The sequence below is a fragment of the Sphingobium sp. TomMM35A genome, assembly GCF_054771735.1.
Genome location: NZ_BSRC01000002.1, coordinates 787,289 through 801,722, shown reverse-complemented (window position 1 = coordinate 801,722; position 14,434 = coordinate 787,289). Strand labels below are relative to the sequence as shown.

The window sequence follows — 14,434 nt, the reverse complement described above, 5'->3', positions numbered from 1 at the left end:
GTAGAAGATAATGGACGTTGGAATTCGCGCGGGAGAGATCATGGCCGACAGTTACGACTTCATCATCGCTGGCGGCGGATCGGCAGGATGCGTGCTCGCTGGGCGCCTGTCTGAAGATCCGCGTAATCGCGTGCTGCTGCTAGAGGCGGGCGGCAGGGACAACAGCGTCTTCATCCACGCGCCGGGCGGACTGTTGCCTATCATGTATCGCGGCATGTTCCAGTGGATGCATGTCAGCGTGCCGCAGGCCAATGCAGGCGGGCGGCAGATGTATACGCCGCGCGGCAAGGTGCTGGGCGGTTCCTCCTCCATCAACGGCATGGTTTATGACCGGGGCGCGGCGGCGGACTATGACGGCTGGCGTCAGCTGGGGAATGAAGGGTGGAGCTATGGCGATGTGCTCCCCTATTTCAAGAAGCTGGAGGATTTTCAGCCGGGCGGCGAAGAAGGCTATCATGGCCAGGGCGGGCCAGTGCTGGTCACGCGGCCCGGCATCAACAATCCGCTGGCCAAGGCGTTTCGCGATGCTGCGGTCGCGGCGGGCGTTCCCTATAATGACGATCCCAGCGGATCGCAGCGCGAGGGCGTGGTGCCCGCCGATGTCACCGCGTCGGCCGGGCGGCGATGGAGCGCGGCGCGCGCTTATCTGACACCTGCGCGCAAGCGGCCCAACCTTCGCGTGATCACGGGCGCGAATGTGGAGCGGGTGATCGTCAAGGACGGCCGCGCGACTGGCGTTGCGTGGCGGCGCGAGGGGCAGCTGGAAGAGGCGAATGCGACGCACGAGGTGGTCCTGTCGGCAGGCTCCATCCATTCGCCCTGGATCCTGATGCTGTCGGGGATTGGACCAGCGGACCATCTGCGCCAGACCGGGGTGCCGGTGGCGCATGACCTGCCCGGCGTCGGCCAGAATTACCGCGACCATGTGGCGGTCAGCGTGAAGCAATATTGCACGCAGCCCGTGTCGCTCTTCAACGTTTTCCATCCGGTCGTGGCGGCCAAGGCGGTCGCCAACTTCCTGCTGTTCCGCAAGGGGCCGCTGGCCAGCCCTCCGGCGGAGATCGGCGCCTATCTCAAGACCATGCCGGGCGCGGAATATCCCGATGTGAAGGTGCATTTCGCCATGGCGCTCTACGAAGCGATGGGGCGCAAGCTGATCATGGAACATGGCTATTTCGCGCATATCGACCTGCTGAACCCGGAGAGCGTCGGCGAAATCAAGCTGACCGGTCCGGACGCATCCGCGCCGCTGTCGATCGATCCGAACATACTTTCGACCCCCAATGACATGGCGATGGGCCGCGCAGCGATCCGGGCGGTGCGCAACATCTTCGCGCAGGCTCCCTTCGATCCCTTCCGGGGTGAGGAACTGGCGCCCGGCGCAAGCATCCAGTCGGACGACGAGCTGGACGCCTATCTGCGCGAGACGGCGATTTCCGATATTCACGCGGTGGGCACCTGCCGCATGGGGCATGACCCGATGGCGGTCGTCGATCCGCAGTTGCGAGTGCGCGGCATCGCTGGGCTTCGGGTGGTCGATGCATCCGTCATGCCCCGCGTGCCGGGCGGCAACACCAACGTCCCCACGATGATGGTGGCCGAAAAGGCGGCGGACATGATCTTGAAAGCCTGACGCTGCTGCGATCGGGAACATAAAGGAGAGGCCGATGCCTGAACTGCGTTTCGACGATAAGGTGGCGATCGTCACGGGTGCGGGAGGCGGGTTGGGCAAAGCCTATGCTGCCCTGCTCGCTGCCCGTGGAGCCAAGGTGCTGGTCAACGACCTGGGCGGCGATTTCCAGGGTGAGGGCAAGGATCAGGGCTATGCGGACGCAGCAGCCCGGGAAATCCGTGACGCTGGCGGGATTGCAGAGGCCAATGGCGACAGCGTCGCGACATCGGCTGGCGCGCAGGCGATCGTGCAGGACGCGCTGACGCGATGGGGCCGCGTCGACATTCTGGTCAATAACGCTGGCATCGTCAGCGCGTCAGGCACCCTTTCCGACGTCACAGATGAACAGTGGGACAAGGACATGGCGGTGTCGGCCAGCGGCACCTTTTACCTGTGCCGCGCAGTGTGGGGCGGCATGCTGGAGCGGAATTTCGGGCGGATCGTCAACATCTCGTCAGGCTCCTGGTTCGGCATGGGGAGCGCGGTGCCCTATCCCGCCGCCAAGGGCGCGGTATGGGCGATGACGCGCGGGCTGGCCGCCGCGACCCAAGCGCAGGGCAAGGACGTCAAGATCAACGCGATCATGCCCATCGCGGGCAGCCGGATGACGCAGTTGATGGGCCCTGAGATACACGGCCTGATGGAGCGCGACTTCCCCGCGCGCGCGGTTGCGCCGGTGGTGGCGATGCTGGCGCATGACAGCGCGCCCTGCAATGGCGAGATGTTCACCGCAGGGGGCGGCGGCTATACGCGGGTGTTCGCAGGCGTCACGCGGGGCTACCGCGCGACGGACAAGGACTGGACCCCTGAAACGGCGCTTGCACAATTTGACGCAGTGATGGACACGAACGGCTTCCACATCCCCACAGGATCGATGGATGAAGCCGCCCTCTATACCTCGGACGTGCCCTGGGACGCGTTCAAGGCCTATATTCAGTAGTTGATCAGCAAGAAAGAGCAGGAATCATGACTGGCAGGTTGCAAGACAAGGTCGCCATCGTCACCGGCGGTGCACGTGGCATGGGCGAAGCTACCGTCCGCCTGTTCGCGCGCGAAGGCGCGAAGGTGGTCATCGCCGATGTACTGGAGGCTGAGGGCCAGGCATTGGCCGCCGACATTGGCGATGCCGCGATGTTCCAGCGGCTGGACGTATCGGACGAGGGCAGCTGGACCGCACTGGTGGATGCGGTCATCGCTCGCCATGGCCGTATCGATGCGCTGGTCAACAATGCGGCCGTCGTCGCTTTCGGCCCCATCACCGCCCTTAGCGTCGAAGACATCGACCGCGTTCTTGGCATCAACGTCAAGGGCACGATGCTAGGGATGAAGCATGTCGGGGCGAAGATGTGCGCCGCCAGACGCGGGGCCATCGTCAACATATCGTCGGTGGACGGCCTTCGCGGCGTTAATTCGGTGTCGCTCTACAGCAGCTCCAAATGGGCGGTGCGCGGCTTCACCAAGAGCGCGGCGATGGAGTTCGGCCATCAGGGCGTGCGCGTCAATTCGGTGCATCCGGGCGGCGTCAACACGGCGATGGGCAACCCGCAGTCGCTGGAAGGCGACGCGAAGAACTACGGCTATGAACGCGTGCCGTTGCAGCGGATCGGCGAGCCCGAGGAAATCGCGGCCGCCAGCCTGTTCCTCTGCTCGGACGAAGCCAGCTACATCTGCGGCGCTGAACTGGCGGTCGATGGCGGCTGGGCGGCCGGCTACTACCACCATTATCTGCCCGCTGCGCCGGCATCGCTGACATCGATCTAATCCCTTCCCTTTCGGAGAAGCATGAACATGACTGAAGAAGAAAAGGTCTTTTCGGGCGGCGTGGCCGTCATCACCGGCGCGGGCGCTGGCATCGGCATGGGTCTTGCCCGCCGCTGCGGCCAGATCGGCATGACTGTGATCGTCACTGATATCGACAAGGGCCGCGCCGACAAGGTCGCCGCCGAAATCGTGGCTGCAGGCGGCAAGGCTGAAGCGATCCAGCTAGACGTTTCGAAGCCCGAAGCGCTCGACGCGCTTGCCCAGGATGTGTTTGACCGGCACGGAGCCGTCCGCCTGCTGATCAACAATGCGGGGATCGAAACCATCGGCAATGTCTGGGAAATCCCGACCGCGCGCTGGGAAACGACGCTGAACGTCAACATCCATGGCGTCGTCCATGGCGTGCGCGCATTCGTGCCGCACATGCTGCGCGTCGGTCAGGAAGCATGGATCGCGAACCTGGCTTCGATTGGTTCATTCGGTCAGATGCCGACGCAGACCGCCTATATCATGAGCAAGCACGCCATCCAGTCCTTCAGCGAATGCCTCTATCTGGAGATGCAGGTCGCGAAGGCGCCGATCAATGTCTGCTCGATCATCCCGGGCATGCTGAAGACCAGCATCTTCGACGCCGATGCTGGCGTTGGCGAGCCGGAAAGCGCGGCAGGGCATCGCGCGACCATGGCCCATATGATGGCCAATTACGGCATGGACCTGGACGAAGGCTGCCGCATTTTCGTCGAAGGCATCGCTGCGCGGAAATTCTGGATTTCGAGCCAGCCGGAGATGACGGAACAGTCGCTCGCCGGTCGTATCGCCTTCTTCCAGGAACAGAGCAATCCGGAACTGGGCGAACAGCAGCGGGCGCTGCTGGGCATCTGAAAAAGCGGCCGGGCGGGTTGAACCTCGCCCGGCCCTTTTTTTCGTCAGGCCTTTGCAGCTTCCTGCTTGACGATTTCCAGGAAGAGCGGCCGTTCACCACCGCCATGCACTTCCAGCCGCGCGCCGCTGACATAGGCGGCGGACGGCGAACCCAGGAACACCACGGCTTCGGCGATGTCGCTACCCCGGCCCATACGGCCTAGCGGCAGGGAAGAAGCGATCCGATCCTGCGCGGCTTGCGAGCCATAGGTCATTTCCGCCGTTTCCGTTTCGATCAGGCCGACGATGATGGCGTTGACGCGAACTTCCGGTCCCCATTCCTGCGCCAGGCTGGTGGTCAGGCTGAGCAGGCCCGCCTTTGCCGCGCCGTAGATCGCTGTGTCGGGCGACGGACGTGCGCCGGAAACGCTGGCGATGTTGACGATCGATCCGCCCACTGCCTTCAGATGGGAATAGGCGGCCTGCGATACATGCAGGGGGGCCAACAGGTTCAGTTGCAGGATGCGTTCCGAAAAGCGCGGGCTGGCAGTGGCGGCATCGGCCTGCGGCGATCCGCCCGCATTATTGACAACCAGATCGATCCGGCCGTGCCGCGCCACCAGGTCCGCAATCCACGCGTTTACGGCCGACGGTTCGCGAATATCGCATGCAGCGAACTCGGCCGTTTTGCCATCGACGCCGATCGGTTCGTCAGGCGCGGTGCGCCCGCATGTTGCCACGGCATAGCCTTCCGCCAGCAAACGCCGCACGATCGCTGCGCCGATGCCGCGCGTTCCGCCGGTGACGATCGCGACCTTGCCTACACCCGTCTCGCCCACAGCCTTGTCCTTCCTCTTCTGAATAATGCGCAGTCAGCACATCCATTTGAACGGCTCCATAGTCAATCCGCGGCATCTTTCGCCAGTGATAATGCAGTGGTCATTGCAGATTGTTACGCAGATCAGGTATAGGATCGCATCAGAAGCGCATATCGCGTCAGAAGTGGAGAGGATTGATGGCTTATACCCTGCAGCAGTTGAGCGACCTGGAAGATATCCGGACCCTCAAGCATCGTTATTTCCGGGGCATCGACACGGCTGATCTGGCGCTGCTCGGCACCCTTTTCACAGAAGACCTGACCGTCGATTACCGGGGCGGCACCTATCGCGTCCGGTTGGAAGGCCGCGACAACATGCTGGAGTTCCTGGCGAACAGCTTCCATTCCGGCGCCGTCGCCATGCATCACGGCCATATGCCCGAAATCACGCTGACGGGCGAGGACAGCGCCGACGGGATTTGGTATCTCGAAGATATCTTCATCGACGTGGAGCGCAAAGATCACACCATCGGCAGCGCCATTTACCGTGACGCTTACCGGCGTGAAGATGGCCTTTGGAAGATCGCGCGTACCGAATATGATCGCGTGTTCGAAATGATCCGCCCGCTGGCTGCGGATGCGCAGATCACCTCGCACCATCTCGCGACCGCAGGCCGCAAGCCAGAGCAGCGCAGCGACATCAGCCATTTGATCGAATGGGAAGCGGCTTGACCTAAAGGTGATGCTCTTCCGCCACGGCCGGGCCATTTCCCGGCTGTGGATGGAGAATGGAAGCGCGGGGAAACGATAACCCGTCAGAATAAAACCGGGCTTTTTTGGGGAGGAAAGCATGCGCAAGACGCTATATCCGATCGTTTCACTCATCGCACTGGCAGCGCCGTGGACTGCCTTTGCTCAAACAGACGCGCTGGGAGCTGGCGCGGCGAGCGGTAGTGACATTGTCGTCACGGCTCGCCGCCGCGAAGAACGGTTGCAGGATGTGCCGATCGCGGTGAGCGCCGTCGATGCTTCGGCTCTTGATAGTCGTGGGCTCGACAATGTCACGCAGATCAGCCAGATCGCGCCCAACATTCAGTTCACGCCTGGCCAGGGTGGCAACAGCGGCGGCATCGCGCCCTTTATCCGGGGCGTGGGCGAGAACGACTTCATCATCACGTCCGACCCCGCCGTTGGCGTCTATATCGATGGGGTATATGTCGCACGCACCTTCGGCGCGACCACCGAATTGCTGGGCATCGACCGGATCGAAGTGTTGCGCGGGCCGCAGGGTACTCTGTTTGGCAAGAACACAGTCGGCGGCGCGATCAACATCGTGTCGGCGATACCGGGCCGGGAGCAAAGGCTCGAAGCCGATCTGCGATATGGATCGTTCAACACGGTGCGCGGGCGGGTCTATGCCGAAACGCCGCTGTCGGACAGCTGGTCGCTTGGCGTCGCCGCACTGGGCGAGTTTGGCGAGGGGTGGCAGAAGATCCCATCCGGAGACAATCTCGGCAACCGCAAGGTGATGGCTGGCAAGCTGGCGCTGCATTATGACGGCGAAGGCTTGGACGCTGTGTTGCAGGTCGACGGGCTCCACCGGCGGCAGCACAGCGCGCCGCACAGCATGATCGCCTTCACGCCCACCTTCTTTTCCATCCTGCAATCGACCTTCATCGCGCCCTGCTGTACCGTGCCGGGCGACATCGACCGCACCGACAGCAATTCGGAGCTGAACAAGGATCACACCGATGCGGTGAACGCATCGTTGACCCTGACCAAGGATCTGGGCGGCGCGACGTTGAAGTCGATCACCGCCTATCGCTATGTCGATGCGCTGTTCGGCCGCGATGGCGATGCGTCGTCGGCGGTCAATTATGCCGGTGACATTCATGACGAGCGGGCGCGGCAGATCAGTCAGGAATTGCAGCTCTCGCTTGACCTTGGCGGCCGTGGCACTTTGTTGCTGGGAGCCTTCGCCTATCGCGAGAAGACGCGCGACAATACCCGGCTGATCGTCGCCGACGGGCTCTATCCGGCGCTGGTTGCGGCGGGGCTTGACCCCTTCCCAGTTCCCTTCCCTCCCTTTGCCGTTCCCGCGTCGTCGCTCGACTTCAATATCGATTTCCGCAACCGGCAGCGCACCGACAATCTCGCGCTGTTCGCAAACGGCAATTATGAACTGATCGACGGGCTGTCGCTGGAATTGGGCGCACGCTATACTTGGGAGAAGAAGAAGTTCTTCCAGTCGGCAACGCGCATTTATTCAGGCGAGCCGCTGCTGGCTGGAACGCCGAGCTACACGCTGGAAAAGAGCTGGGACGCCTTTACCCCGCGCGTGTCGCTCTCTTACAAGTTCCGGCCTAACCTGATGGCCTACGCGTCCTATTCGCGGGGCTTCCGGTCTGGCGGGTTTAATGGGCGGCCCACGTCGGTCGAGGAAATCGGGTCCTATGATCCGGAATATCTGACCTCATATGAGGCTGGCGTCAAAGCTGGGTTCGGCGGGATCGCGACGATCAACCTTGCCGTGTTCCGTAACGAATATCGCGATCAGCAGATATTGGTGTCCACCGTCAGCCCGGCCACGGGACTGATCATTGTCCGCAATGAGAATGCGGGTCGCTCCCGCATCCAGGGCATCGAACTGGAAGGCGCGTTCAAGGTGTCGCCGCGCTTTACCGTGACCGGCGCACTCGGCCTGCTGGATGCCAAATATCTGGAATATGTGTCCGTCATCAACGGTGTGCCGACCGATGTCAGCAACCGCGAACTGAAGCAGGCGCCCGATATCACGGCCAATGCGAGCGCGGTTTATCAGGCGCCGCTCAGCGACAATGTGGAAGGCGTGCTGCGGTTGGACGCAGCCTATAAGAGCCAAGTCTTTGTCGATGCCGAAAACACGCCGTTGTTGCGGCAGCCCGACCACGCGATCCTCAACGCCAGCGCGGAGCTGCGCTTTGCGGACAGCGGCCTGTCGGTGCGCGTCGGCGTTGACAATATCACGGACCGGCGCATCATCACGGCGGGTTATGATGCATCGACCAGCTTTGGCTTTACGGAAGCCTATTATTCGCCGCCTCGCCGCTACAGCATCACGCTGGCGTTGCGGCGCTAAGCCGGAACATGGCCCCGGCGGTGCAAACCATCGCCGGGGCCGTTGGCGGCCGATCTGAAACATGAGCAATGACACCGCCTTTGCCGACCTTTTGCAGACGCTTTATGGCGGATTGACGCGGTCGCCTCCATGGGAGGATTTCCTGCGGGCACTGGCGGCGATCACCAATACGACCTTCGCCACACTGCTGATCGGCCGTGGTCATGCGAGGATCGACGCCCATGTCACCCCGGGAGCGGACCCGGAGCGCACGCAGGAATATCAGCGCATCTCGCAGGCCGATCCCTTTGTCGGATTGCCGGAGGGGCAGGTCGTTTCCTTTCGCGATTTCGTCCACCATGTCCCAGCGCGCTTCCGCGACTGGCTGGACGTGGCGCGCAGCAGCGAAATTCTGGGCGTCGACCTGCACCGGCCGCCCGACGTCGCCGTGCGGCTGCGCCTCACGCGCGAAGACAGTCAGACGCAATTTGGCGATGCCGAACGCGCGTTGCTCGAACGACTGATCCCACATCTGCGCATTGCGCTGGACCTTCACGCGCGGCTGACTATCACCCAGGCGGAAAGCCAGCTGTTCAGCAGCGCCATGGCGGGTCTCGCGGTCGCGACCCTGATCCTCGACCGCGAGGGCCGCATCCTGCGCCGCAATGCGCTCGCCACGCAGATGCTGGAAGAGGGAAGCATCATCGCGGAGCAGCATGGCAGTTTTGAAGTCAGGACAGGCTCCAGCGCGGCCACAATCAACCGCATCCTTTCATCGCCACCGCCGCAGGGCGAGGAGATCCTGTTCGAAATCGCGACCGGCGGCACGCCCCTGCATGCGCGGGCCCGCGCGGTGCCGTCCTCCGCTTATGCGGATGGCGCGTGGCTAGCGCTGTTCATCGCAGACCCCAGCCGCCCGGCAGGTCCGTCGGAAGAGATACTGCGGGAGCGCTTTCACCTCACCCGCGCCGAATCGGGTCTGGCCCTGCATCTTGCGCAGGGCGCCACGCTGGCCGACGCGGCGGACGCTCTGGGTATCGCCTACAATACCACGCGTTCCCATCTGCGCGCGATATTCGCCAAGACCAACACACATCGGCAGGTCGAACTGATCACGCTGTTGCGCACGATCGGCAGCGAACCCGAAATCTGATCCATTTGGATGATGCAGCGGCACGGGCCGAAGCATAGCCTGCATCCACGATACGAAAAGTTTTGTGGAGAAGATGATGAAGTTCTCGATCATTTACGAAGCGCAGATGGCCGACACGTCGCGCCAGAATGAGCAGCAGGTGTTCCGCGACATCGTGGAGCAGTCCATCTACGCCGAGGAAATGGGCTTCGACACGATCTGGGCCGTCGAACATACCGCGCTGACGCAATATGCGCATATGTCCGCTCCGGAAACTTTCCTTGCCTATCTGGCCGGGCGTACCTCGCGCATCGGCATCGGCCATGGCGTCGTCTGCCTGCCGCCCGCGATGAACCATCCGGTGAAGGTCGCAGAGCGCATCGCGACGCTCGACATCCTGTCGGGTGGCCGCGTCCATTTTGGCATGGGCAAGGGCGGGACGCAGCAGGAAGCGGGCACCTTCGGTTATAATCTCGAAGACCTGCCGCCGATGATTGACGAGAGCATGTATCTGATCCCCAAGATCCTGAAACATGGCGAGATCGAGCATGACGGCCAGTTCGTGAAGATCCCCTTCCGCCCGATCCACCCGAGCCCGATGCAGGACCCGCATCCGCCGATCTACATGGCCTGCACCCGCGCCGATACGCTGGTCACCGCCGGTTCGCGCGGCATCGGTGCGCTGGTTCTTGGCTTTGCCGGGCCTGAGGATATCGCGAAGAAGAACGCCATCTATCGTGAGGCTTTCGCCAACCGGAAAGCTCAAGATCAGGTCGGTTACCGTCCGACCCAGCATCTTGCCGCGCTATGCCCTGCCGTCGTGCTGGAGGACCGCGAGAAAGCCCGGCGTATCGGTTTGCGCGGGCAGCGTTTCTTCGTTGAGTCGCTCGGCCACTGGTATTCGGGCGGCCCCGCGCCCGATGTCGAGGATCTCGACGCCAGCGAAAGCCTGGCCGCGCTTCAGCGTCACAAGGAAGAGACGGTGGCTTGGCTGTCGGACGAAAAGATCACCGTCGGCGGACATCATACCGAAAGCTTCGAAGTGGTCGATGACGCCTATGGCACGCCGGAAGACTGCATCCGCCAGATCAAGCGACTGCAGGATGCGGGCGCCGACGAAATCCTTTTCATGTTCCAGATGGGCGGCATTCCCCATGACGTGATCATGGAGACGATCCGCAATATCGGCGAGAAGGTAATCCCCTATTTCCGCGAGCAGGCGACACTGGCGGCGGAGTGAGGTGTCTTGCGGGCGGGGCAGCGCGCTCCGCCCGAAACTCGACTGCGCCAGCTACCTTCCGTTCGCCCTGAGCTTGTCGAAGGGCTTCTCTTTTTTAAAAAGGAGGGGCTTGGACAGGCTCAGCCCGAACGCGGATTATGTACCTGGCGAATTTGGATGACGCGTCATTCCGGCGCGTACAAGGCCGTCATCGCGTCCATCAATCGCGCCGCGCGCTCGTGCGGGTCGCCCTTCGCCAGAGCACGCGAGGGCGCTTCTACCGCTATGGTGGCGTGGCCCGGCAGCAGCGGGAGCAACGCGCGGAGGCCGAACTCCCCATCGCCGGGTAGCAGGCGGTCGAACACCGCTTCATTGACCCGGTCATGGGGCGGCTCGATCGGGCCGTCGTTAAACTGGACATGACGGATGCGATCAGCGGGCAGGCACGCCACATCGTCCCAGCTTCCGCCGCTACGGATGACGTGAAGCGTGTCGATGCACAAGCCCACTTCCGCGCCCAGCGAATGAGCGATCTCCAGCGCCTGTGACGGCGACCGGATCGAAGAGAGCGGATAGGGTTCGATGATGGCGGGAACAGCCGCCCGACGGCAAATCTCAACCATGCGCGCGAGGGATTCCCGCAGCCGCGCATGATCGGGGTCCAGACCCAATATGTTGACGGTGCCGCCCAACTCGGCGGTGAGCTCCGCGCTGCTTTCAAGCAAGTCCCAGTCAGGCTCCGCATCAAGCATGAAGGGTTCGATGATGCCTGCGCGAAGCCCCGTGTCGCGCAAGGCGGACACGACAGCCCTGCGCGCAGCCTTGTCCGCCAAGAGGTCAGGCGTCGGGCTGATCGGGATCGGGGTGACGAACAGGCTGACAGCGGTGAAGCCCGCGCTCGCCGCCGCCTCTATCACGGTCAGCGCGTCCAGATTGACGAGCGAAAGATGGTCCAGGCAAAATCCGTTCGGAGGGACGGTCATGACAGCCGCCCTCCTGCATCACCCGGCCGGTCAGGCGTGAACGCCTCCATCAACGCGCACGATCGCCCCATTCATATGCCCTCCATCCTCGCTCGCCAGCATGGCGATGACGCCCGCTATCTTGTCAGGAGTCGCAAATCCATTGATCGGGCCGAGATGATTATACAACTCCCAGTCGGCTCCTTCCACCATACCGGTTTGGACGCTGTTGGCGAGCGGCGTTTCAATGCCGCCCGGAGCCACGGCATTTACGCGCACGCCGCGCTTCACATATTCCCAGGCGAGACTCTGGGTATAGGCGGCGACCGCGCCCTTGCTGGCGGCGTAGCCGGTCAGAAATGGATGGCCGAAATGGCTGGAGGTCGAAGCGGCGTTGACGATATTGCCCTTCGTCTTTTCCAGGTGCGGCAATGCTTCGCGGCACATCAGGAATGTGCTGCCCATGTTGACCGCGATGATCGACATGAAGGCTTCATAGTCGGTCGTCGCTGCATGGCTCGACCGGATGATGCCAGCCATGTTGATGAGGACGTCGAGCTGCCCGGCTTCTTCCACCCACTGCGCGACGATCGAGCGGGCAGTAGGCTCATCGGCCACCGATCCAGCGCGAACGGCGATGCCGGGTTGTTCCTGCGTCAGCGTTTCCAGCCCTTTTTCATCCAGGTCGACCGCCAGCACCCGGCCGCCCTCTGCGGCAAGGCGGATCGCGGTCGCACGCCCGATGCCGGACGCTGCGCCAGTGATGATGATCGACTTGCCTGCAAATCGGCGTCCGATGTCCATGGCCTGCTCCTTCATGCCACGATGGCGGGGTGCGGGATGCGCGGATCGCCCAGCATCGCGCGGTAGGAAGGCGGCGTCCGGCCGCCCGCTTCGGTGATGCCATATCGCTGCGCGATTTCAGCCGTGATCAGGGTCTGGCCGTTCAGTTCGTCGCGGTTCGGATCATCATGGATGGCGGCGATCACCCGACCGTTGAATTCGGGCGTTTCCGCGTCTGCCATGAACTTTTCATATTGTTCGGGATGTTCCGAAAGCGTGCGGGCACTGCGTTCGGTGAGCAGCGGCCCCATCCAGAGCGAGATGGCGGCAACCCCGGTGCCCCGGAAGTCCACGCCCATGTCGGCGGCGAACTTGTCCACGCCAGCCTTCTGCGCGCCATAGGCCGCACCGTGCATGTAGCAAACGGAGCCGAATGAGGAGGTGAAGGCGATGAGGCCATTGCCTGCCGGAACCATCATGCGCGCGGCATGCCAGCTCGCCAGATAATGCGACCGCAGTCCAACATTCAATAGGTCGACAAGGCCGGTGGATTTCTCCCAGAAGGGACCGGGCTTCACCAGATCGTCGTTCAGAGCGGCGACATTGTTGACCAATATGTCGAGACGGCCACTTTCATCGCGAACGCGCTCGAACAGCGCAGCGATCGCGCCGTCGTCGGCATGATCGACCTGCACCGCGCGGCCCTCGCCACCGGCTGCGTCTACCTGCGCCGCGGTGGCGCCGATGGTGCCGGGCAGTTCCGCATCACCCTCGCGGACAGAGCGGCCCGTAACATAGACGCGATAGCCTTTTTCTCCCAGCGCGGCGGCGATGCCCCGGCCTGCGCCTCTGCTCGCGCCTGTTACGATCGCGACCGGACGTTCACTTCTCTCCATTTTCTGTTCTCCTTATGCCGCCTGCGTGGAACTGCGCTTGTCGAGCGTGACATGCATGCCGTTGGTGCGCTCGTGCAGGTCGGGGGTCTTGTCGCGGGGATTGTAGAACTGCTTGTACCAGGTCCGCACCTTGCCATAGGGGCCGTCATTGGGGATGACGAGCGGATTGAGGCAGGCTTTCTTGTTCTGCCAGATCTCAACATCCTGGGCAAAGGCGAGGCGGCTGCCTTCCTGATATTCGAGCGCGGCTGCGCGCAGCTCGTCGGTGACGGGCGCGGTGCCGTCATTCACCTGCACCATCAGGCCATGCCAGACGCGGATCTTGCCATCCTCGATCGGCGTGTGGGTGATGAGGATGAAGCTGTCGAATGTCCCTTCCATCTCCGATTGGAGGATCGAGGGGCCGGTATACCAGGTGTCGAGCGTCAGCACGTCTTCCGGGTTCTGCACCAGCGTGCGGTGTCCGGCGGCATAATATTGATGGACGATATGATCCTTGAACTCATTGGCGAAGTAGACGAAGTCCTTTGCGCCATGGATCGGGATGAAGTGGCCGAAGTCGGCCATATTGTCCACGACCTCGATCGGGTGGATGTCGAGATCGCCCATGAAGTCGATCTTCCAGTTGACCCAGCCGGGCGCATCATAATGGCCGCCGAAATCGGGCAGGTCGAAATTGGGTTCGAGCGCTTCGGGATCATGCCAGATCCAGATCGTACCCGCGCGTTCCACCACCGGGAAGGTTTTGAGCTTGGCCGCCTTGGGCACGAAGTCGGAATAGGGAATGTTCTTGCACGCGCCGTCAGGGCCGAACTGCCAGCCATGGAAGGGGCAGCGGATCGAATCGCCCACCACCTGCTCGCCGTCGCGCACGATGTAGCTCGTCGTGTTCTTCGCCAGATGCGCGCCCATGTGCGGGCAATAGGCTTCCGTCACATAGACCTGCCCGCTCTCGCCACGGTACATCACCATGTCCTGGCCAAGATAGCGCATCGCCTTGGGGCTGCTCGTCGCCTCGGCGCTCTCACCCACCATGAACCAGCCACGTGGAAAGGTGAATTCTCCCAGACGATAGTCCGACGATGTCGCCATTGCTTGATCCTCTCACTGCGCGCGGCAAAATAGCAGCTAATGCAGCGAGTCACAGCCTCGCCCATCGCCTGCCTTGAAATCTCCCTCTTTCTACGCAAAACACGATCCAGAAAGCAAGTTCATATGTTAAATGCGCGTTTTG

The 14,434-nt window shown here is 62.6% G+C and carries 13 protein-coding genes; 8 read left to right on the top strand and 5 right to left on the bottom strand.

Going from position 1 to position 14,434, the window contains the following annotated elements; all coding sequences use genetic code 11:
- Nucleotides 1–10 precede the first annotated feature (10 nt).
- The 4 genes from ACYU8T_RS16660 to ACYU8T_RS16645 are packed head-to-tail and all read left to right on the top strand — an operon-like array spanning nucleotide 11 to nucleotide 4,315.
- On the top strand, nucleotides 11–1,633 hold the full coding sequence (locus ACYU8T_RS16660; RefSeq protein ID WP_461160362.1) for a GMC family oxidoreductase: 1,623 nt from the start codon (nucleotides 11–13) through the stop codon (nucleotides 1,631–1,633).
- A gap of 34 nt (nucleotides 1,634–1,667) precedes the next feature.
- Nucleotides 1,668–2,612 carry an SDR family NAD(P)-dependent oxidoreductase gene (locus tag ACYU8T_RS16655; protein WP_461160361.1) on the top strand — a complete coding sequence of 315 codons (945 nt, stop codon included), beginning with the start codon at nucleotides 1,668–1,670 and terminating at the stop codon, nucleotides 2,610–2,612.
- Between the two features lie 26 nt (nucleotides 2,613–2,638).
- Nucleotides 2,639–3,433 (top strand): SDR family NAD(P)-dependent oxidoreductase, encoded by a 795-nt coding sequence (locus ACYU8T_RS16650; protein WP_461160360.1) that lies wholly within the window; start codon nucleotides 2,639–2,641, stop codon nucleotides 3,431–3,433.
- A gap of 27 nt (nucleotides 3,434–3,460) precedes the next feature.
- Nucleotides 3,461–4,315: an SDR family NAD(P)-dependent oxidoreductase gene (locus ACYU8T_RS16645; RefSeq protein WP_461160359.1), complete on the top strand. Its 855-nt coding sequence runs from the start codon at nucleotides 3,461–3,463 to the stop codon at nucleotides 4,313–4,315.
- A 44-nt stretch (nucleotides 4,316–4,359) separates the two neighbouring features.
- Here the strand turns inward: ACYU8T_RS16645 and ACYU8T_RS16640 are convergent, their stop codons facing one another.
- Complete coding sequence (locus ACYU8T_RS16640) at nucleotides 4,360–5,133, bottom strand: SDR family oxidoreductase (RefSeq protein ID WP_097092966.1); 774 nt, start codon at nucleotides 5,131–5,133, stop codon at nucleotides 4,360–4,362.
- Nucleotides 5,134–5,309: 176 nt separating this feature from the next.
- On the opposite strand from ACYU8T_RS16640, the gene ACYU8T_RS16635 reads away from it, so the two are divergent.
- From ACYU8T_RS16635 to ACYU8T_RS16620, 4 genes are all read left to right on the top strand, one after another.
- The gene (locus ACYU8T_RS16635) at nucleotides 5,310–5,843 is read left to right on the top strand and encodes a nuclear transport factor 2 family protein (protein ID WP_097092967.1); all 534 of its coding nucleotides are present in this window, start codon (nucleotides 5,310–5,312) and stop codon (nucleotides 5,841–5,843) included.
- A 118-nt stretch (nucleotides 5,844–5,961) separates the two neighbouring features.
- Nucleotides 5,962–8,229, top strand: coding sequence for a TonB-dependent receptor (locus ACYU8T_RS16630; protein ID WP_461160358.1), 2,268 nt, complete (start codon nucleotides 5,962–5,964; stop codon nucleotides 8,227–8,229).
- Nucleotides 8,230–8,290: 61 nt separating this feature from the next.
- Nucleotides 8,291–9,361, top strand: a complete 1,071-nt coding sequence (locus tag ACYU8T_RS16625; RefSeq protein ID WP_461160357.1) for a helix-turn-helix transcriptional regulator — start codon at nucleotides 8,291–8,293, stop codon at nucleotides 9,359–9,361.
- A gap of 76 nt (nucleotides 9,362–9,437) precedes the next feature.
- Nucleotides 9,438–10,580 (top strand): LLM class flavin-dependent oxidoreductase, encoded by a 1,143-nt coding sequence (locus ACYU8T_RS16620; protein WP_461160356.1) that lies wholly within the window; start codon nucleotides 9,438–9,440, stop codon nucleotides 10,578–10,580.
- Nucleotides 10,581–10,744: 164 nt separating this feature from the next.
- Here the strand turns inward: ACYU8T_RS16620 and ACYU8T_RS16615 are convergent, their stop codons facing one another.
- Genes ACYU8T_RS16615 through ACYU8T_RS16600 form a run of 4 tightly spaced genes read right to left on the bottom strand, consistent with a single transcriptional unit; the run spans nucleotide 10,745 to nucleotide 14,292 of the window.
- On the bottom strand, nucleotides 10,745–11,542 hold the full coding sequence (locus tag ACYU8T_RS16615) for a sugar phosphate isomerase/epimerase family protein (protein ID WP_461160355.1): 798 nt from the start codon (nucleotides 11,540–11,542) through the stop codon (nucleotides 10,745–10,747).
- Nucleotides 11,543–11,572: 30 nt separating this feature from the next.
- Nucleotides 11,573–12,325 carry an SDR family NAD(P)-dependent oxidoreductase gene (locus ACYU8T_RS16610; RefSeq protein WP_461160354.1) on the bottom strand — a complete coding sequence of 251 codons (753 nt, stop codon included), beginning with the start codon at nucleotides 12,323–12,325 and terminating at the stop codon, nucleotides 11,573–11,575.
- Between the two features lie 11 nt (nucleotides 12,326–12,336).
- On the bottom strand, nucleotides 12,337–13,200 hold the full coding sequence (locus tag ACYU8T_RS16605) for an SDR family NAD(P)-dependent oxidoreductase (protein ID WP_461160353.1): 864 nt from the start codon (nucleotides 13,198–13,200) through the stop codon (nucleotides 12,337–12,339).
- Nucleotides 13,201–13,212: 12 nt separating this feature from the next.
- A complete protein-coding gene (locus ACYU8T_RS16600) occupies nucleotides 13,213–14,292 on the bottom strand; it encodes a Rieske 2Fe-2S domain-containing protein (protein WP_461160352.1) in 1,080 nt (359 codons plus the stop codon).
- Between the last annotated feature and the right edge of the window lie 142 nt (nucleotides 14,293–14,434).

Bases quoted from the DNA above. Each gene is read 5' to 3' on its own strand.
- ACYU8T_RS16660 (WP_461160362.1), top strand. From the start codon at position 11: ATGGACGTTGGAATTCGCGCGGGAGAGATCATGGCCGACAGTTACGAC.
- ACYU8T_RS16655 (WP_461160361.1), top strand. From the start codon at position 1,668: ATGCCTGAACTGCGTTTCGACGATAAGGTGGCGATCGTCACGGGTGCG.
- ACYU8T_RS16650 (WP_461160360.1), top strand. From the start codon at position 2,639: ATGACTGGCAGGTTGCAAGACAAGGTCGCCATCGTCACCGGCGGTGCA.
- ACYU8T_RS16645 (WP_461160359.1), top strand. From the start codon at position 3,461: ATGACTGAAGAAGAAAAGGTCTTTTCGGGCGGCGTGGCCGTCATCACC.
- ACYU8T_RS16635 (WP_097092967.1), top strand. From the start codon at position 5,310: ATGGCTTATACCCTGCAGCAGTTGAGCGACCTGGAAGATATCCGGACC.
- ACYU8T_RS16630 (WP_461160358.1), top strand. From the start codon at position 5,962: ATGCGCAAGACGCTATATCCGATCGTTTCACTCATCGCACTGGCAGCG.
- ACYU8T_RS16625 (WP_461160357.1), top strand. From the start codon at position 8,291: ATGAGCAATGACACCGCCTTTGCCGACCTTTTGCAGACGCTTTATGGC.
- ACYU8T_RS16620 (WP_461160356.1), top strand. From the start codon at position 9,438: ATGAAGTTCTCGATCATTTACGAAGCGCAGATGGCCGACACGTCGCGC.
- ACYU8T_RS16615 (WP_461160355.1), bottom strand. From the start codon at position 11,542: ATGACCGTCCCTCCGAACGGATTTTGCCTGGACCATCTTTCGCTCGTC.
- ACYU8T_RS16610 (WP_461160354.1), bottom strand. From the start codon at position 12,325: ATGGACATCGGACGCCGATTTGCAGGCAAGTCGATCATCATCACTGGC.
- ACYU8T_RS16605 (WP_461160353.1), bottom strand. From the start codon at position 13,200: ATGGAGAGAAGTGAACGTCCGGTCGCGATCGTAACAGGCGCGAGCAGA.
- ACYU8T_RS16600 (WP_461160352.1), bottom strand. From the start codon at position 14,292: ATGGCGACATCGTCGGACTATCGTCTGGGAGAATTCACCTTTCCACGT.